This is a genomic window from Mesorhizobium sp. L-2-11 (assembly GCF_016756595.1).
Taxonomy (GTDB): domain Bacteria; phylum Pseudomonadota; class Alphaproteobacteria; order Rhizobiales; family Rhizobiaceae; genus Mesorhizobium.
Window position 1 is genome coordinate 4,918,153 of record NZ_AP023257.1, and the last position, 19,037, is coordinate 4,937,189.

Genomic DNA, 19,037 nt, shown 5'->3' on the forward strand with positions numbered 1-19,037 from the left:
ATGTTCATCCTGCGCTTCCTCTGGGCGGTTCTGACATCGCGCTGGCTGTGGACGCTGATCGGCATCGCGCTGCTTTCTCTGGTCATCTGGGTGTTCGGCCCGATCGTCAGGATCGGCGCTTACGAGCCCTTCGCCTCGGAAAACGTCCGCATCGTCATCATTGCGCTGCTGGTCATTTTTTGGCTGATCTGGCTGATCGTCGCGCAGCGCCGGGCGATCCGAGCCAATCGCATGTTCGTCGCCGAAATCGCTGCGCCCGTGGTCGAAAAGCCGCTGAGCCCCGGCGAAGAGAACGTCGCCGCCGTTGGCGCCAAGTTCGCCGAGGTGATGGCCGAATTGAAGCGCCGCAAGCTGGGCGGACGCAAGTTCCTGCGCGAGATGCCCTGGTACGTCATCGTCGGGCCGCCGGCCACCGGCAAGACCACGGCCTTGCGCCAGTCCGGCCTGAACTTTCCGATCGATCTCACCGACGATCTGCAGGGAGTTGGCGGCACGCGCAACTGCGACTGGTTTTTCTCCGAGAACGCAGTTCTGATCGACACTGCGGGCCGCTATGTGCAGCAGGAGAGCCAGCCCGACGTCGATGCGGCGGAATGGCTGGGCTTCCTTGACCTGTTGAAAAAGCACCGTGGCCGCCGGGCGCTCAACGGGTTGATCGTCGCGCTTTCGATCGATGCGCTTTCAGAGGGCGACGAAGCCATCAAGGCTTATGGCCGCAAGATCCGTCGTCGCCTGGCCGAGCTCAACGACCGGCTCGAAATCCGCCTTCCGGTCTATCTGATGCTGACCAAGGCCGATCTGATCAAGGGTTTCGAGGCTTTCTTCGGCGGCCTGTCGACGGCCTCGCGCGAGCAGGTCTGGGGCACGACCTTCGCGCTGGATGCGCGTGTCGACGCAAAGACCATAGAGCGGGAAATCGCCACCCTGGCGACGGAACTCGAGCGGCGGCTGGTGCCGCGCCTGGAGGACGAGGACAAACTCGCCGCCCGCGCCGAGATTTTCAGGTTTCCCGCCCAGCTGACGAGCCTGTCCGAGCCTATCCAGGTGCTGGTCGAGGCGATGTTCGGCGAAAGCCGCTATGAAGAAGCCGCCTGGCTGCGCGGCCTCTATCTGACCTCGGCGACCCAGGAAGGCGCGCCCATCGACCGGCTGACCGCAGCGCTGTCGTCATCCTTCGGGCTTCCGCCGCGACGGGCGATGCCGGCACCGCGCGTCGAGAAACGCAGCTTTTTCCTGAAGAACCTGCTGACCGAGGTCATCTTCAGGGAAGCCGGCCTGGGAACGTTCGATCCGCTGGCGCAGCGCCGCCGCGCCTGGATCTGGCGTGGCGCCGCGGCCGCCTGTGCCGCCGCCGCCCTGTTGGCCGGTGCGATGTTCACCTGGTCCTACTATGACAACAGCAATGCGATCGCAGCGCAGGCGGGCCAGTTCGAAGCACTGCAGGCGCCGCTGACCGCGGCAGCCGCAAGCCCGGCATCGGTGGAGCAGCCGGCCATCGACAGCGCGCTCAACGCGATGGCCGAGGTCGCAAATGCCCGAACGGCACCGCCAAGCAGTGCCCAGGACCTGCTCGGGCCATCGGCATCGGCGGAGCTGCTGCGGGCGCAGGCCGACACTTACGAACACGCTTTGCGCAACATTCTCGAGCCGCACATGGTCGCTCTGCTCGAGGCGACGATGTGGCGGCAGATCCGCGATCCGGATTTCATGCTGGGGGCGCTGAAGAGCTATCGCATGATGACGGGCCTGTCGCAGATGGACGCCGATTACGTCCAGAACTGGTGGGTCAACGACTTGCCGGAATTCGCACCGGCAGCGCCCTTTCCGACCGCCGACGCGGAAGAGCACCAGCTTGCCGCGATCCGCCGCATGGCGGTCGACGACAGCTACATCGCGCCGGACCAGGCGCTGGTTGCCGAGGCGCTGAAAACGGTTTGCACGATTTCGCTGCCGGCGCGTGCCTACAGGCAGTTGCTGGCCGACCCGGCGGTGGCCGGCCTCAAGGAATGGATCCCGGCGAATTTCGCCGGCCCCAACGGCGCCAAGGTCTTTGCACGGCGTTCCGACAAGACGCTGCGCGTCGGCATTTCGGGCGCGTTCACCTATTCCGGCTTCCACGACGCCATTCTCGAGCGGGTCGAGGATGTCGCCGCCCAGGCCGCGCTGGATCGGGCGGTCTTTGCCGGAGGCTGTTCGGAAAATGCCGAAACCTCGGTCTCGGCGCTGTCGGAGGATATTCTAAAACTCTATTACGAAGACTACATCGCGCAATGGGACAGCATCCTGCGCGATATCAGGCTCGCGCCATTGGCCGACCTGAATGTCGCCAGCGAGAACCTCAAGGACCTTTCGAGCGCCGACTCCGCGCTGAAGCGCCTGCTGACGGCGGTCGTTCAGGAGACCGAGCTGACCCGGTCCGACGAAGCGCCGGCCGACAACAAGGCGGCAACCAAGGCCGGCTCGAAACTGCTCAGCAAACTCGGCAAGCTTGGCAAGCTGGCCAAGACAGGCGCAAAACTGCTGCCGCGCGCGGGCTCGGCCAACGAGGTGGATCTAACAGGCAGTCTGGTGGCCGAACATTTCAAGCCGCTCAAGGGGGCGATCGCCGAGGTCGACGGCCAGCCGCCGGCACTCGACGCCGCGGTGGTGGCGCTGACCGCACTTTCGAACGTGCTGCAGACGGTAACCGCCAATCCCGACCCGCAGGACGCCATCAAGAAACAGGGCGGGCTGGCCGAACTGACCGGAGCTGTCGCCAGGCAGGCGCAGATCCTGCCCGATCCGGTCGATGACTGGCTCGGCGGCATTGCCGGCGACACCAGCGGCCTGACGCAGAAGGCGGTCACCTCGGAGCTTAACGCCATCTGGCGCGCCGACATCCTGCCGTTCTGCCAGGCGGCGCTGAACGACCGCTATCCGTTCAGCCCCGAAAGCGCGGTCGACGTCAATGTCCGCGATTTCGCCCGCCTGTTCGGGCCGGCCGGGATGATCGACACCTTCATCAACGACCATTTGATCAGCTATGTCGACACCGCCAGCCAGCCATGGAAATGGCGCGCCGATTTCGGCCTCGATGCGGCGGCCCTGGCGGCATTCGAACAGGCCAGGCGGATCCGCGACGATCTGTTTCCAGGTGGTACGGGGCCGGTGATGAGTTTTACGCTGCAACCCAAGGACCTGTCGCCCAACGTCACGCGTGTGACGCTCAATCTCGATGGCCAGAACCTCGTCTACTACAACAACGCGACGCGGCCGCAGCCGATGACCTGGCCCGGCAAGGACGGCACCGGCGTCATCTCGCTCGCCTTCCAGCCGATCGACGGCTCGCCCGAAGTCATGTTGAACGAAACCGGCAGCTGGGCATGGCTGAGACTGCTGCGCAGCGGCCGCTTCACCGGCACCTCGCTGTCCGACGTCTACAGCCTGCGGCTGGGCACACAAGGCATGTACGCCGATTTCGAGCTCAAGGCGGCAAGCGTCGAAAATCCCTACAATTTGCAAATGTTCAAGAAATTCTCATGTCCGCCGCAGATATGATCCTGCCCGGCTTTTACGGCAAAATGCCCGCCAACGGCGATTTCGTCACGCGGCGGCTGCCGGCCGATTTTGTGCGCGTTTGGGACCGCTGGCTGGCGCAGTACATCGTCCCGCTGATCGGCTCGGAAACCTGGCCGCGCACCACCGCGCTGCGCTTTTTGGCCGGCCCGGCTGCGTTCGGCGCCTCGGCCGGCATCATTCTGCAGAGCGCCGACAGGGTCGGAAGGCAGTTCCCTTTGAGCGTCGTCGCGCAGCTTGCTGACGCTTCTATTCAGTTGACTCGCGCCGATGCGTGGTTTGCCGCGATCGAAGAGGCGGCCATCGCCGCCCAACGGGGCGAGCTGACGCCTGACGAATTCGATACCGCTTTGAGCGCACTGCCGGTGCCGCCGGTCGAGCCGGGCGACGAGATTATTTGCGACATGGTGATGTGGACTGCGCATTCGGACATTTTCGACGTTGATCCGCTGTCGCCGCAAGCCACGCTGGAGCAGATCTTTGCGGCAAGCTGGGAGACCAGCTGATGCAGATTTGGAACCAGATGGGGTATCCGCATCAGTTCACGGCAGCAGCGGATGTTGCAGGGCACGATTGGCTCGTCGTCGTGGTGAAGGGGACGTTCGATTTTCCGGAGACACCTGGCGGAGATGTGCGCAAATCGGCGGAACAAGTTCCTCTGGTTTTCGCTGACACGCAAACTGGCCAACCGGGTTATTCCGCCACGCTCTGGGAAACCGATTTTGCATTCCGCAAACCTCGCTGCGACGTGATTGCCAACGGCTGTGCCTACGCGCCAGGAGGACGCCCGGCGGAGCGTGTGCCGGTCGGCATCAAGGTGGGCATTTGGTCGAAGCTCTTCGAGGTCGTCGGCCATCGTGAATGGCGCTCCATCGGCCCGGTCTTTACCGCCACCTCGCCTCAGCCCTTCCTAAAAATGCCCATCTCCTATGATGTCGCCTGGGGCGGTGTAGACAGACTGGACCCCGAAGACGAGCTCCCGGCCAGCTACAAATACAATCCGGTCGGCACCGGCTGGTCGCGCACCAAGAACCAGCGCCTCATTCCGGGCCTGCGGCTGCCGAACACGCAGGTGGTCGACGAGGAGATCCGCTCGCCATTCGGCGACTACAAGCCGATGAGTTTCGGGCCGATGGGCCGTGGCTGGCCTGGCCGCATTGAGTATGGCGGCACCTATGACGACAATTGGTCGAAGAACATCTTTCCCTTCCTGCCGCCGGATTTCGACGAACGCTATTTTCAGATGGCGCCGGCCGACCAGCAGATCGATCTGCCGAGGGGTGGCGAGGAGGTGCAGCTGGTCAACCTGACATCGGAAGGACGGGTGAGCTTCCGGCTGCCTTCGACAGCACTGCCAATGACGTTGTTCAAGGGCAGGCATAAGGCCTATGAGGCCGACATCCTTCCAGACACAGTTCTCCTCGATCCCGAGAATCGGCGTTTCTCGCTCGTCTGGCGCATCTCGCAGCGCATCCAACGGACCATCCTCGATTTCTCGGAGTGCTGGGTCGGTCCGCCGACGCCGGCTATGCTGAGGGCGCGCGCGACGGGGCGCACGTATATCCGTGCCAACGGCATCGCGCCGGAGGAGGAAGAGGCATGACCACTCCGATCGAGATTGTTTCGGTTGGTATGGTGACTGCCGTTGGCCTCGACGCGCCCTCCGCTTGCGCTGCGATGCGCGCTCGGCTCGATGGTTTCCAGGAAACCCGTTTCGTCGGCTCACCCGCAGGATGGCTTACTGGTGCGCCCGTGCCGCTGCCACGCAACTGGATCGGGGAGAAGCGTATAGCCCATCTGGCAGCCGGGGCTATATCGGAGGCTTTCGAAAATCACCCGCAAGCGCGAGGACAGACGGCGCTCATCCTTTGCCTGCCGGAGGAGGATCGGCCCGGCCGACCGGTGAAAGACAATTCTTCCCTGCTCCGTCGGATCAGCGAGATCGTTGAAATCGAACCTCATCTGCGCTCTCGTATCGTGGCTTATGGTCGTCCTTCCGGACATGTCGCGTTCGATCAGGCCCGCAGACTGATTGCATCCGGCGAAGCTCCCTATGTCATGATCGCGGGCGTCGACAGCTATCTGACGGGGCCAACAATTTCCCACTACCTCAGCAGGGGCCGCTTGTTGACCGCAGACAATTCCAACGGCTTCATTCCAGGCGAAGCCGCGGCTGCGGTTATCTGCACACGACCGCGAAACAACGGTTTCAGGCTCTTCGGACTCGGTCTTTCGCGCGAGGAAGCTTCGATCTACAACGACCGGGATTTGCCGCTACGCGCCGATGGCATGACGGCGGCATATGATGTGGCATTCCGAGAGACCGGGATTGACATGAACCGGCTCGGCTATCGCATCGCGGACCTGATCGGCGAGCAGTACTGGTTCAAGCAGACCGCGTTGGCCTCGATCCGCCTCCTGCGGGGACGCCATGAGTTTCAGGACTTATGGTCGCCCGCTGAGTCTCTGGGAAACGTTGGCGCCGCAGCCGTTCCAGTCATGGTTGGCATGGCTTGGACCGCAGCCGGCAAAGGGTATGCCGCCGGCAATCCGGTTCTCATCGAGGCCTCGTCCGATGCCGGTGCCTGCGGCGCCGCAGTATTCGCTTATGGGAGGACGGCATGACCGTCTATGCCAATGGCCTTGAGGTTGCCTGCAAGGCGCAGGCTAACCAGGTTATCGCGGCCTTTCCATACGTCTGCTTCACTCCGCCGCAAACTCCGGCAACCCCGCCGGGAGTTCCGGTTCCCTATCCAACGTTTGGAATGGACAGTGACACGGACAACGGAACCGGCACGGTCAAGATCGGCGGGAAGACTGTCACCCAGAAGAACAAATCCTATTACACCAAATGCACTGGCAATGAGGCCGGCTGCGCGCCCAAGAAGAACATCATCACCTCGGTAAACACCGGCAAAGAGTACGCCCATGCCTGGTCCGGCGACGTTAAGATGGACGGCGAGCCGATCAGCCGTTTCACTGACATTTCGTCGAACGATCACGCCTCCCCTACCGCCGGCGGACCTCCAATGCCCAAGGTGGCAACGGCCACGCCCGCGACCTTCAAATGCTCCGATCTTGAGATAAAGCCGTACAAGGAACTTGAATGCCCGGAAGGCTACGAAAAGGAGCATACCGTTGAGGTCCAGTTCTTCACCGCCGAAGGCGTGCGCGACCTGACCCTGGACTGCTGCAAGGACTATGACGACAAGGAAGCGCCATGCATTTGCATGAAGGCGAAATGGCTCGCCGGCGAAGCTGCCAAGGCCAAGGCAGCGGGCGCGCCCGGCAAAAAGGTGGTCGGCAAGAAACGCAAAACCCCGCACAACAAGAAGTCGGCGGATGCCCGCAACTGGCTGAGCAACAATTCTGCCGGCAAGCTGGGTGACTTTACCGACGAATGCGTGAACAGCACGGTCAGGAACTTGGACGATCCGAAAATTCCGCATGCTGTGCACGCCGCCGCCACAGAGTGCCTCAAGACTGCGAACATGGAATACATGAAGACGAGCATGAACAAGTCCGAGAAGGAAGTGAAGGACAAGAAAGCCTGCCACGGGACTTGCCCTAAGGCGAAGGATCAGGCTCGTCTCGTGCAAGTTGCCAAAAAGCGCCTCAGGAAAGCGGCGGGTGGGGAGTCCGTCGTTGTGACAGCCGCAGATGTCGCCCCCTCGAAAGTTTCCTGTTAGCCGGAAAGGACGAAGCGAATGAAGATGGACAAGGAAGACCTCGAGGGATTCGCAACCGATCCGGACACCGACATCGAATGCCTGCAGGTTGCGCCATTGAGCGGCAACAAAGTGGCGATCCTGTTCCTGCTCAGCGACGCCGATTACGTCACCACTGTCTCCGTGATTTTTGTCGTCGAGAATTTCGACCCCAAGAAAGCTCGTGGCGCACTAGTGACGTCTGAATGGCTGATGGCGCTCTCAGCCGCGCCTTCAGGGGAGTTGTTCGCACTTGAAGCGACCACTTGGATCTGGCGGTACGCAGGTACCAATTGGACGCGTGACAAAGTCAGCGATAAAAGCCTCAGGCAGGTCTGGGCAGAGGATACCGGGGGACCGATCACCGTTGGCACGGACGGTGTGGCCTACCGCCTCGTTGGGTCGCGGTGGCAGGCCGTTACGCCACTCGGAGCAAATGAGTACCTGGATATTCATGGACACCCCAAGCACGGCATCTATGCATGCGGTGAGATGGGCACTCTCCACCGTCTGGTGGGGACAGGCTGGCAGGCCTTGGAAACACATCGGCACGATCAGTTGCGCGGTATCGACGTCGCGCCGGACGGCAAGATCAGGGTCGCCGGGGACGACGGCGTCTGCCTTCGGATTGCAAATGAGGAAGTAACCGAGATGACCGCCACCTCCGACATGACATATCTCTCCGTGCGCAGCTTCAATGGCAAAGCCTATTGGGGCGACGAGGCCGGCCTCAATATCGAGACGGCTGACGCGCTTCAGCCATTCGAGGATACAGGCATTGCTTCAGATCTGCGCACTGATAGCGAGTTCCTGTACGTCGCCGGCATCGACACAGCGTGGCGCTTTGATGGCCGCAGATGGAAGACGCTTACGCTCGTCTATGACGACGGCCTTCGACTTATCTGACACCACTCAGTTGGTTACCCTCAGCTCTCCCCTTACAAGGTTCAGACGGGTGATGTGGCCACTAGACTAGCGGCCGTTCTGCGACAGATATGCCCGCACATTGGCAAGGTCGAGTTCGGCAATGCGTTTCGGCGCGCCGTCAACCAACATCCGCAAAACGAACATTTCTCCGGCTTCCGGATACTCGGCGTAAAGCGCCTCTGAGACTTCCCGCCCCACTTCACCGGCGATCCGGAGGCCATCAATATGAGCGTCCAGCCTTTCAACGAGCCGAGCAAGGCGCTCCTCGTCCATATCGGGATTCTCGTCTGGATTCAGCAAATGATGGTCATAGACGGTCCAAAGAAACGCCGCCATTTCCGCATGCTGCCGTACAATCTCGCGCAGGACAACCTTGGGCATCAGTTTAGGTTCACCGATGCCCCACGAACACGGTTCGTAGCGCTGGCATGGCTCGTTACATAAGTGCCGCGGATCGTGATGCGGCCGTCTTTTTCCATGATGATCGTGGCCTTGCCGCAGCGAAGTTCGATTCGCTCGTTCGCATTGATCCGCACATTTTCTCCGTTCCGAACGATGTGCGGTGCACCCGACTTGTGCGCTGGGTCAACAATACGCCCAACAATCAGCGGCCTGCCGGGGTCGCCGTCCTGAAACAGCAGCGCCACTTCGGCGCCGATCATGTCGGAGGTCAATTCCGAAAGGCTTCGCGCTGAAACGGCAGTTTCCTTTGGATTGCCCGGGAAAACCACAAGGGGTGAATCCTCTCCGAAACCCAAAAAAATGCCGATTACTACACCTTCAATCCGCTCTTTTGTCGCCGACATGGCGTGTCCTCAGTTCTGCTTTATTTCCGAACCCTTCATGGTGATGTCGCTTGAGGCCTTCACATTGATCTTGCCCGATCCCTTGATGCTGATGTCCTTGCCTTCGATTGTGATCGTCCCATCCTTTTTCATGGTAATGCTCGCAGAGCCGCACTTCAGTGCAATAGCGTCGCCGGCCTCGATCAGGAACGTCTTGCCGACATTGATCTTTCCGTCCTCGCCGATCTGAACCATGCTCGCTTTGGCGATCCGCAACTCGTAGGCGCCCCCCACCTTGGTCCCGTCGTCGGCGGCAATTTCAGTACGCCTTCCCTTGCCGATCTTCGACTTCTGGTCGCCGGCGATGTTAAAGGCCTGGCCGCCGCCGATCGTCACGTCCTGATTTGAAGCGATGTTCCAGCCGTCGTCGGCACCGATCTGATGGCTTTGCCCCGCCCCCACAGTCACCGACCTCGACGCGCCGATCGTGTTCGACTGCACCGCGCCGACACTTCTCGTCTCGGAGGCGCCGACCGTATCGATGCGCGCCGCGCCGACGGTGACGGTCTGGACGATACCCACCGTCTGCGAATGGTTGGCGTCGATATTCTCCGTCGAGTTCGACACGACGTGGATCGTCTCGTTGGCCTGGACCGTCAGCGAGCGGTTCGCGCCCACCGTCTCGGTGTCGTTGTTGCCGATATCGGTGGTCTGGTCGACGCCGACCTTGACCGTCTTGTTGTTGCCGACGTCCTCGTCGAGGTTGTGGCCGACCGAGTGCTTGGCGTCGTGGTCGATGCGGTCGGACTGGTCGTGCTGCACCAGCTTGGTGCGGTCGTTCTTGATCAGAAGGTTGTGGTCCTTCTGTGCCTGGAAATTGACCAGTTCGGAGCCGGCCTTGTCCTCGAACATCAGCTCGTTGTAACCGCCGCCGCCTTTCGAGGAGTCGGATTTCCAGCCGGATTGCGTGGCGTTGCCCGGCAGTCCGTAGGGTGGCATCTGCGAGGCGTTGTAGACGCGGCCGGTGATGATCGGCAGGTCCGGGTCGCCTTCGATGAAGTCGACGATCACCTCCTGGCCGATGCGCGGTATCTGGATGAAGCCCCAGCCGCTGCCGGCCCAGGTCTGCGAGACGCGCACGAAGCAGGAGCTGTTCTGGTCCTTCTTGCCGAGACGGTCCCAGTGGAACTGGACCTTCACCCGTGCGTATTTGTCGGTGAATATTTCCTCGCCGGACGGACCGACCACCGTCGCCGTCTGCGGGCCGCGCATGATCGGCCGGGTCGTGACCCGCGGCGGGCGATAGGCCAAGGCGGTCGGCGCCACGCCGAGGATCACCTTGAAGTTCTCGCTTTCGACATCGGCAAGGGCTCTGTAGCCCGGATCGAACAGCCTGTATTCGGCGCTGACCACCAGATATTCCTGGTTCTGGTCTTCTCTTGGGAAGCCGTCCAGCTTGAACGTGCAGCCGGAGTACAGGCCGCGCACGGTGCCGACTGCAGCAATGCGCTGGTGCACGGCCTGGATTTCCTCGCGCCGGATCGCGGCCAGGCTGTCGCCGCGACCAACGTCGAGATGCGCGCCGGGCTGGCGGTAATTCTCGCCCGCCGCCAGCTTGTGACTGAACGGCTGGGCGGATTTCGCCATCAGGTCGGCGCCCGGCTTCTTGAAATCATAGTCGGTATGGACATAGGCGCCCGGCCGCACCGAACTGCCCGGAATCCATTCGGTGATGTATTCGACATCGCGCCGGGAGCCCTGCCCTTCAAAGTGATAAGGCACCTTATCATAGCCCGGCGCCGGCTTGAGCTTGTTCATGGCATCGGCGAGCACCAGCGTGTGCTTACCCTCGTCATGCTCGAAGAAATACAGGATGCCTTCGTGCTCGAGCAGGCGCTGCACGAAATCGAGATCGGTCTCGTCATACTGGACGCAGTACTCGCGCGGCGGATAAGAGCCTTGCAGGCGCTTCTCGAACTTTGCCGTGCTGTATTTCGAGAAAACCTCCTCGACGATTTCGATGACGCTCATGTTCTGAAAAATACGGCAGTCGGTGGTATTGCCGAGAAACCAGAGCCATGGCCTGACGACGGCTTCGTAGTAGGCCAGGCGGTCCTCGATGCGGGTCAGCCGAAACTCGGAGACAAGGCCGCTGAACCAGCGTTTCGGGTCGGATTCACCTTCGATCGAAACCGCACCGCCCAGCATCTTCAGCGGATCGATATCGGGGCTGCTGCTGACGAACCCGACCGTATAGGCCAAACAACGGCTGATCTCATCGCGCCCGACAAGATGCGTGAAGGTCAACAGGTCAGCGCCAACCGGCGTCTGCACAACCGTGGCACGTTCGTTCGGCATGGGTCGTGCCCCCTCCCGCCGCTCGTTTCTGCTTCAGCCTAGCACATGTCTAGCAGCGACCAAAGGGGACGCTTGGCGCTGCGGCCTGGTCGCCCGCGGATTCATCTACTTGCACGCTTCTGTGCCGCCGCGCTCAGAAATTGCTGGTATAATGGGATGTCCTGGGTGAGTTTCCCGACAGGATCGACGGCGATTTTTGAATGTTCATCAGGCTGCAGATCAATAATGTCGTCTCCCTGCCCGCCGGTATGTCGACCGGTTACTCCGCTCGTGATCGCAGCTTCGAAATCGGCCGCGAGGGCTGTGACTGGACCTTGCCCGACCCCGACAAGTTCATCTCCGCCAGACATTGCGAAGTGCGTTACCAGGCAGGCGCGTTCTGGCTGCACGACATCTCGCGCAACGGCACATTCGTCAACGGATCGACCAAGCGCATGGCCGGCCCTCACCGGCTCGGTCAAGGCGACCGGCTGCTGATCGGCCGCTATGTCGTCCTGGTTTCGATTGATGACGAGCGCGCCGCGACAGGGCATCCTCGAAGCAGCCACGGTTCGACGCAGCGACAAATGCCTGTCGCAACCGGCCGGCCGCTGGATTTCGCAGACCAGCCTTTCTTCGATCCGGTGGAACAACGGCCCGGGCAGAGAGCACCGGTGGCTTCGCCGCCCGCGCCTCTCGCTTCGACGAGAGACGAGGTGCTGCGGGACATCGCGATCGCAGCCGGCATCTCGCCGGAATTGCTTCAATCGCGTGATCCGCATGAAGTGGCCGCCGAAATCGGCGCGGTGCTGCGAACGGTTGTCGAGGAGCTGGCCCAGCTGCTGAAGGCACGTGCGGCTGCGAAAATACTGGCCAAGAGCACACACCGGACGATGATCAGCGCTGTCGATAACAATCCCCTAAAATTCGTCCCGGGAACCGACGACATCCTTGAGATCATGTTTGCGCGGCGCAGATCCGGCTATCTCGACGCCAGGCACAGTGTCGAAGACGCGTTCCGCGATCTCAAGACACACGAATTTGCCACCTATGCAGCCATGCAAGCTGCGCTCTCGCGGCTGCTTGACGACCTGTCGCCTGAGGCGATCAGCAAAAAACTCCCACCAACGTCATTCACATCGAAGAAGGGCCTGGCCTGGGACGCCTTCGTCGCCAAATGGCGGACCATGGAGGAAGCACACGAAAACGGAATGCTGGACATATTCCTGGCCTATTTCAGCGAAGCCTATGCCAAAGCCGACAAGCAAAAGTAGACCGGGAGGACTGATCCTGGCAGATGCCCCGGAAAACTGATCGGTTTGCTGCGCTGACCTTCGGCTGCGGACCGGATCAAGCACCAGGTGGAATGTATCAGGGCGTCCTTGGCGAGCCCCAAAGATGCGGCGCTGTCGTTGGCGAAGAAAAATCCTTTCGCAGCGCTGCATCTGGTTCCAATCGACCGTTTCTAAGCTTACGATCACTTACGACAGTTCGCCAGCGGGTAAGGCTGATTGACCTGGGGGTCTGTGGCACATGTCATGTTACGGCGGGTTAGAAAGATATAGCCGACCTTCCTCCAGACACTGCCCTCGTCAGCAGCGCCCAAAATTGCTGCGCCTGCAGTTCTTGCGCCTGGCCGGGGACCGTCTTGCCCTGATGTGGCGCACACGCGGCACCGACGCGTGGACGGACGTTTGGCGATGAGCTCGAAGGACGATCCTTTCGGCCCAGCCGGCAAGACCGTTATTCGCGCACCGCGCCGCGCCGAAAAATCAACGCCCGGTCCTCACAGACCTGTTCCCGACGACGGGCAGCCCGGTTCCTCGCGGGTCAAGGATTCAACGGTATTCGATCCGAGTGTCGGTCGGCATGCACCGCCGGGCTGGACATCCGGAACCGTGATTTATCAGGACCCCGGCGCAGCGGCGGCAACCGGCTCCTTCGCGGCGGCCCCGGGCATTCAGCAGGATATCCTGCTGCAAGCCACGGACAGCGTGAAATATTCCGCAGCCAATCCGATCCTCGCTGCGGCCGCTCCTCTGCTGATGCTGTTTGGCCAGCTCAGGCTTATGGCCGTCGAAAGACAGGCGGAGCAGCTGGCGGAACATGTCACCGAGGCGATCGAAAAATTCGACCGGACAATGGAGAAGGCCGGTATTCCCCAAGAAGATGCACGGATCGCAAAATTTGTTCTCTGCGAAACTGCTGACGACCTCATCGGCAACCTGCCTTGGCCCAAGCCAGACGCCTGGGCGCAGCACAGCATGCTGTCACAGTTCTTCCACGTCGTGCCCACCGGCTCGGGTTTTTACGAAGCGCTGAACAAGATACTGGCCGCGCCGGAGGCACACTACGATCTGCTTGAATTGATGCATGCCTGCCTGTCGCTGGGGTTCGAAGGCCAATATCGAGGCCTTGCGCGCGAGGACAACAATCTCGAACGCGTTCGACGCGACGTCTACGAGACACTTCGTTACTTCAGGGCGCGCGCCGACGACGACATCTCGCCCCACTGGCAAAGCCTGGCGGTGTCCAGCCAACAGGAGTCGGCCCGGTTGCCGCTCTGGGTGATTGCGGCGGCTGCGTCGGCGCTGCTGACGGCGGCATTCTTCGCATTGCGGGTCTTCATCACCAATGAGGGCGATGCCCTTGCCGGCAGGCTGCTGGCGCTCGATCCGTCGACGCCGATCGCCATCGAACGCGCCAGCGTGGTGCCGTCGGCTGCGCCGGCGAAGGTCGCTCCGCCTGTCGCCCCTGCTCGCTCCCAGATCGATCGCATCCATGCGGCACTGGCCAAGACTATCGCGCGCGGCGGGCTGAGCGTCGGCACGCAGGGCAGGTTCATCATCGTGGAGATCAACAATGTCCTGCTGTTCCCGTCCGGCAGGGCCGAGATAAAACCGGAGTTTGCACCAATCGCCGCGGACATTGCCGCCGCCCTGGAACCGGAGCCTGGGCCGATCATGATCGTTGGCCACACGGACAATGTGAAGCCGCGGAAATCGAGCCCGTTCAAATCCAACTTCGACCTTTCCATCGCCCGGGCGAAGGCCGTCGCAGCGATGATGGCGCCACGGTTCAGCAAGCCTTCCCGGATCACCGTCGACGGCAAGGGTGAAGACGAACCGATCGCCGACAATGCGACGCCGGAAGGTCGCGCCCAGAATCGCCGTGTCGACTTGATGATCCCCAAGGAGGAAACACTGTGAGCACGGCCATTGGGAAGCGCCGATGACGCGCTGGCTGCTGCGGATATTCAGCGCGATCGCGTTGGCCGGTTTCGCGGCAGCGGTCTGGTTTGCCGGCCCATTGATCCGCTTTGCCGACACGCGTCCGCTGGCACCCGTCTGGCTGCGCGTGACGATCATCGGCGTGATCGTTGCGATCGCGACGCTGTTTTATGGAGTGCGTTTCTGGCAAAAGCGAAAGGCGCAAAAGGCGCTCGAGACGATAGTCGCCCGCAATGACGACAGGGATGACGACTCGCAGGTGCTCGAGGCGCGGATGAATGAAGCCATCGCTGCGCTCAAGCGGTCGAGCGGCAAGCGCAATTTCCTCTACGAAGTTCCCTGGTACGTCGTCATCGGCCCGCCCGGTGCCGGCAAGACAACGGCGTTGGTCAATTCGGGCCTGAATTTTCCGCTTGCCGGTTCGGGGGACGCACAGCCGGTGGCCGGCGTTGGCGGCACACGATCCTGCGACTGGTGGTTCACCGATCAGGCGGTGTTGATCGACACCGCCGGACGCTACACCACGCAGGATTCCAATGCGCCGAGCGACAAGAAGAGCTGGCTCGCCTTCTTGTCGCTGCTTAAGGGATACCGCACAAGACAACCGATAAACGGGGTTATCCTGGCCATCAGCCTTGCCGATCTGATCAGCCTCGATGATCGGCAGCTTGACGTCCATGTCGTCGAAATACGCAGCCGTCTGCGCGAAATCCACGAAACACTGAAAATCCAGTTCCCGGTGTACCTGCTCTTCACCAAAGCCGACCTTGTCTCCGGTTTCATGGACTATTTTGGCGGCTTCGACGAGCAGCGCCGCCGCAAAGTGTGGGGCGCGACATTCCAGACCGCCGATCGCAGCAAGAACATGGCCGGTGAGGCACCGGCCGAATTCGACGCATTGGCAAAGCGCCTGACGGAGGAGATGGCCGACCGCCTGCAGGAAGAGGCCGATCCGGTCGCGCGCATAGCCATCTTTGGCTTTCCAGCCCAATTTGACGCGCTGAAAAGCCGTGTTGGCAGTTTCGTCGCCAGCCTGTTCGATCCGGCCCGCAGCCAGGTGAATGTCAGCCTGCGTGGACTCTATTTTTCGTCAGGCACGCAGGAGGGCACGCCGATCGACCAGGTGCTGGGCGCAATCGGTCGCAGTTTCGGCAGCGCTTCTCGCGCCCATCTTTCCGGCACCGGCAAAAGCTTCTTCCTGCATGATCTTCTGACCGGCGTCGTTTTCGCGGAATCCGGCTGGGTTTCATACGACAAATCGGCTGAAAGGCGTGCAGCGATCGCCAGGTATGGCGGCCTTGGCGCGATAGCATTGATGGCTGCCGCGGCTCTGGGCGCCCTGGCCCTGAGCTTTACCGCCAACAGGTCGCTGATCGCTTCTACCACGCAAGCCGCAAGTCAGTATCGCGGGACGGCAGACCCGCTCCTCAAAAGCACGACGGTCGCCGACGTCGACCTCGAAAACGTCATCGGCCCGCTCGACCAGTTGCGCGAACTGCCGGCCGGGTTCGACACCAGTGACTTGCCGACCCCGATCCAGGAGACGTTCGGCCTCAGTCAGCGGAAAAGACTGCTTTCGGCATCAAAGACAGCTTACCGGCAGGCGCTGGAGCGCATGTTCCGCTCGCGTCTGCTGCTTCAGGCCGAACGGACGATCCAGGCCAGGATGGCTGATCCCACCGCGCTCTACGAACCGCTAAAAATCTACATGATGCTTGGCGGCAAGGCGCCCAAGGTCGACGACGAGTTGATCGTGTCCTGGATGAGGCAGGACTGGGAGCAGAACCGGTATCCGGGTGAAAACAACCGCGACGGACGGGCGCAACTCGAAAAGCATCTGCGGGCGATGCTTGCGCTGGACGACGCCTATGATCCGGTTTTCGAACTCAACCAGCCACTGGTCGAAGCCGCTCAACGCTCGCTCGGACGCATGAGCCTTGCCGATCGTGCCTCTGCCCTGGTGAAGTCGGCGGTATACGCCGCAGCGCTGGACGATTTTTCCGTCTCCGTCAAAGGCGGCCCAGAAGCGCAGCTGTTGTTCGAGCGTGTCGATGGCGGCGATCTGTCAGGCCTTCGCGTTCCCGGCATCTACACCTATGGCGGCTTCAACGACTTCTATCTCGGACAACTCTCGCGCATTGCGCAGATGCTTGTCGATGACCAGTGGGTTCTCGGCGGTGGTGGCGAGCAAGGTGGCATCGACCAGGAGTTGCCAAAACTCGGTCCCGAACTTGTCGAGCGCTATGGCAGGGAGTTCGCCGCGGCGTGGAACGGCGTTCTCGACCGACTGAAGTTCAAGCCAATGCTGAAGGACAAGCCGGACTATATCGCGCTCTCAGCCGCCGCGTCACCGAGCTCGCCAATCGACCAGCTTTTTACGGCGATCGCCGACGAAACAGCACTGACGCGAGACGCTGGTTCCAGCGAACAGTCAGGCTCCGAGGCCGAAGCCGGCATGGTTCAAAACCAGCCGCAAAACGCTGCAGACATCGCCAGCGGATTGGCCCGCATCGGCATTCAAATCGCCAGCGGCAAATCGCAAAGCCGGGCCGGCACAGGGTCCGCCAGCGGGCAAAACCAGAACCCCGGGGCGAACATCGAAGCGCAATTCAGATCATTTCAGGCTTTGGTGAACGGTCCCGCCGGACGCCGCCCAATCGATGCGCTGACCCAGAATTTCCGCGACATCCATCAAAGCCTGAAATTGGCGGCCGATGTCCCTTCGCAAACGGAACACGCCAACATGAATCTGCAGCTGCAGATCTCCACGCTTCGCGCCAATGTCTCGCGGCTGCCCAAGCAACTCGCCCGAATGGTTACTGCGACCGCCGACGAGCTTGACGGCAACGTCGCCGAAACCTCGCTGACGAATTTGAACCAGATGCTCGACCAGACGGTCACGCGCGCCTGCGAGGAGATGGTCGTGGGCCGTTATCCCTTCGCCAGCGATGGCCCCGAGGATATTGCGATGGCGGATTTCGCGAAACTGTTCGCTCCAGGCGGACTGATGGACCGGTTCTTCGCACAGAATCTGGCATCGCTGATCGACATGACCGGCCAGGACTGGAACTGGAAGCAGGATGCGCGTTTAGGGCGTGACCTGTCGAAGGCGACCTTGAAGAACTTCCAGCTGGCGGCGGAAATCCGCAACGCCTTCTTTCCTTCAGGTGGTTCGGTGCCGTCGGTCAGCGTCACCTTTACGCCGTTTTCACTGCATGGCGATGCCGATACGGCGGTACTCGACGTCGATGGCCAGATCGTCCAAAGCAACCAGGCCGGCAACGCCCCAAGCACGGTGACCTGGCCGAGCGGCATGGCTTCCGCATCGGCGAGCCTGAGCCTCATTCCGGAAATGCCGGGCCGTGAGTCCGCGATCAAGTTCGATGGTCCGTGGGCACTGAAGCGCCTGCTGGACAAGGCCGATATCACCAGCACCGGCGGCAACACGCAAGCCCGCTTCGTCATCGGCGGACGCGATGTCGCCTATACGGTCCAGGCCAGTTCGGACCAAAACCCTCTCTTCCTTCCTGCGCTCTCCGGGTTCAGCTGTCCAAAGGCGTTTTGAGATGACCTTTGAATTTTCCAAATACGGTGCGGCTGTCATCGGCAACAGATGGGTGGACGTTTATTTCGATACTCTAACGTTCGAGCCTGTGGCAAACTGGCGCGAGCGAGCGCCTGACAGTGCGCCGCAGAGGACGCTTGAGAAGCGCTTGGTGGCAAAGTGAACAATGTCGCCCTCCCCTTTGAAAGCTTCGGCGTCAGCCACAGAGGCTGCGTCCGCGAGCTCAACGAAGACAGCTATCTGGTCGAGCCGGAAACCGGCCTGTGGGTGGTGGCCGATGGAATGGGTGGCCATGATGCCGGGGAAGTCGCTTCGGCCAGCATCGTCGATCATCTGGCAACGATCGGCATTGCAAGCTCGGCACCGGATCTGCGCGCACGCTTCGAGGACCGGCTGAGCCGGGCCAACGCCGAAATCCGCAGGATATCGCAATCCCGCGGCGTAACCATTGGCTCCACTGTCGCCGCCCTGCTGGCGATGGATGGGCGGTTTGCCTGCCTGTGGGCAGGCGACAGTCGCGTCTACCTGATCCGCAACGGCTCGATCTCGCAGATTTCGAGAGACCATACCGAAGTCCAGGAACTTCTCGACAAGGGCATGATCAGCGCAGCCGAAGCGCTCGCCTGGCCGCGCCGCAACGTCATCACGCATGCGGTCGGCGTCAGCGACGAGATCGTCATCGATTTCCAGCAAGGCGAAATCATGCCGGGCGACATATTCGTGTTGAGCACCGACGGGCTGACAGCGCATGTCACAGACGCCGAGATCGAGGCGGCGGCGGTGTCGGCGACACCTCAGGCGGCATGCGAAAACCTGCTGCAAATGGTGCTGGCGCGCGGGGGAACGGACAATGTCACGATCGTGCTCGTGAAGATCGGAGACGGGCGCAATGGGGCCTATCCCGGTCCTTCCAGAGCGGAAGGCTGAGGCT

At 61.6% G+C, this 19,037-nt stretch carries 14 protein-coding genes; 11 read left to right on the forward strand and 3 right to left on the reverse strand.

Features of this window, described 5'->3' with window-relative positions; all coding sequences use genetic code 11:
• Genes tssM (JG739_RS23650) through JG739_RS23675 form a run of 6 tightly spaced genes read left to right on the forward strand, consistent with a single transcriptional unit; the run spans position 1 to position 8,168 of the window.
• Positions 1-3,537, forward strand: a complete 3,537-nt coding sequence (gene tssM / locus JG739_RS23650) for a type VI secretion system membrane subunit TssM (protein ID WP_202363625.1) — start codon at positions 1-3, stop codon at positions 3,535-3,537.
• The gene (gene tagF, locus JG739_RS23655) at positions 3,519-4,061 is read left to right on the forward strand and encodes a type VI secretion system-associated protein TagF (RefSeq protein ID WP_244749533.1); all 543 of its coding nucleotides are present in this window, start codon (positions 3,519-3,521) and stop codon (positions 4,059-4,061) included. Before tssM (JG739_RS23650) ends, tagF begins: the two co-directional genes overlap by 19 nt.
• Positions 4,061-5,158 carry a DUF2169 family type VI secretion system accessory protein gene (locus tag JG739_RS23660; protein ID WP_202363626.1) on the forward strand — a complete coding sequence of 366 codons (1,098 nt, stop codon included), beginning with the start codon at positions 4,061-4,063 and terminating at the stop codon, positions 5,156-5,158. The genes tagF and JG739_RS23660 overlap by 1 nt, the downstream gene beginning before the upstream one ends.
• The gene (locus JG739_RS23665) at positions 5,155-6,180 is read left to right on the forward strand and encodes a beta-ketoacyl synthase N-terminal-like domain-containing protein (protein ID WP_202363627.1); all 1,026 of its coding nucleotides are present in this window, start codon (positions 5,155-5,157) and stop codon (positions 6,178-6,180) included. The genes JG739_RS23660 and JG739_RS23665 overlap by 4 nt, the downstream gene beginning before the upstream one ends.
• Positions 6,177-7,244, forward strand: coding sequence for a PAAR-like domain-containing protein (locus tag JG739_RS35510; protein ID WP_244749534.1), 1,068 nt, complete (start codon positions 6,177-6,179; stop codon positions 7,242-7,244). Before JG739_RS23665 ends, JG739_RS35510 begins: the two co-directional genes overlap by 4 nt.
• A gap of 18 nt (positions 7,245-7,262) precedes the next feature.
• Positions 7,263-8,168: a hypothetical protein gene (locus JG739_RS23675; protein WP_202363628.1), complete on the forward strand. Its 906-nt coding sequence runs from the start codon at positions 7,263-7,265 to the stop codon at positions 8,166-8,168.
• Positions 8,169-8,234: 66 nt separating this feature from the next.
• On the opposite strand, the gene JG739_RS23680 is transcribed toward JG739_RS23675, so the two are convergent.
• From JG739_RS23680 to JG739_RS23690, 3 genes are read right to left on the reverse strand one after another with little or no spacing between them, the layout of a single operon-like run.
• Positions 8,235-8,570 (reverse strand): hypothetical protein, encoded by a 336-nt coding sequence (locus JG739_RS23680; RefSeq protein ID WP_202363629.1) that lies wholly within the window; start codon positions 8,568-8,570, stop codon positions 8,235-8,237.
• Entirely contained in the window at positions 8,570-8,995 is a 426-nt protein-coding gene (locus tag JG739_RS23685; RefSeq protein ID WP_202363630.1) for a DUF6484 domain-containing protein, read from the reverse strand. The genes JG739_RS23680 and JG739_RS23685 overlap by 1 nt, the downstream gene beginning before the upstream one ends.
• Before the next feature lie 9 nt (positions 8,996-9,004).
• The gene (locus tag JG739_RS23690; RefSeq protein ID WP_202363631.1) at positions 9,005-11,332 is read right to left on the reverse strand and encodes a type VI secretion system Vgr family protein; all 2,328 of its coding nucleotides are present in this window, start codon (positions 11,330-11,332) and stop codon (positions 9,005-9,007) included.
• Between the two features lie 200 nt (positions 11,333-11,532).
• Between JG739_RS23690 and tagH the strand changes: the two genes are divergently transcribed.
• From tagH to JG739_RS23715, 5 genes are all read left to right on the forward strand, one after another.
• Positions 11,533-12,585 (forward strand): type VI secretion system-associated FHA domain protein TagH, encoded by a 1,053-nt coding sequence (tagH, locus tag JG739_RS23695; protein WP_202363632.1) that lies wholly within the window; start codon positions 11,533-11,535, stop codon positions 12,583-12,585.
• A gap of 426 nt (positions 12,586-13,011) precedes the next feature.
• Entirely contained in the window at positions 13,012-14,520 is a 1,509-nt protein-coding gene (gene tssL, locus JG739_RS23700; protein WP_202363633.1) for a type VI secretion system protein TssL, long form, read from the forward strand.
• 22 nt (positions 14,521-14,542) lie between these two features.
• Positions 14,543-18,106 (forward strand): type VI secretion system membrane subunit TssM, encoded by a 3,564-nt coding sequence (tssM, locus tag JG739_RS23705; RefSeq protein ID WP_202363634.1) that lies wholly within the window; start codon positions 14,543-14,545, stop codon positions 18,104-18,106.
• A 1-nt stretch (position 18,107) separates the two neighbouring features.
• Positions 18,108-18,269: a hypothetical protein gene (locus JG739_RS23710; protein ID WP_202363635.1), complete on the forward strand. Its 162-nt coding sequence runs from the start codon at positions 18,108-18,110 to the stop codon at positions 18,267-18,269.
• Positions 18,266-19,033, forward strand: coding sequence for a PP2C family protein-serine/threonine phosphatase (locus JG739_RS23715; RefSeq protein ID WP_202363636.1), 768 nt, complete (start codon positions 18,266-18,268; stop codon positions 19,031-19,033). Before JG739_RS23710 ends, JG739_RS23715 begins: the two co-directional genes overlap by 4 nt.
• The last annotated feature ends 4 nt before the right edge of the window (positions 19,034-19,037 follow it).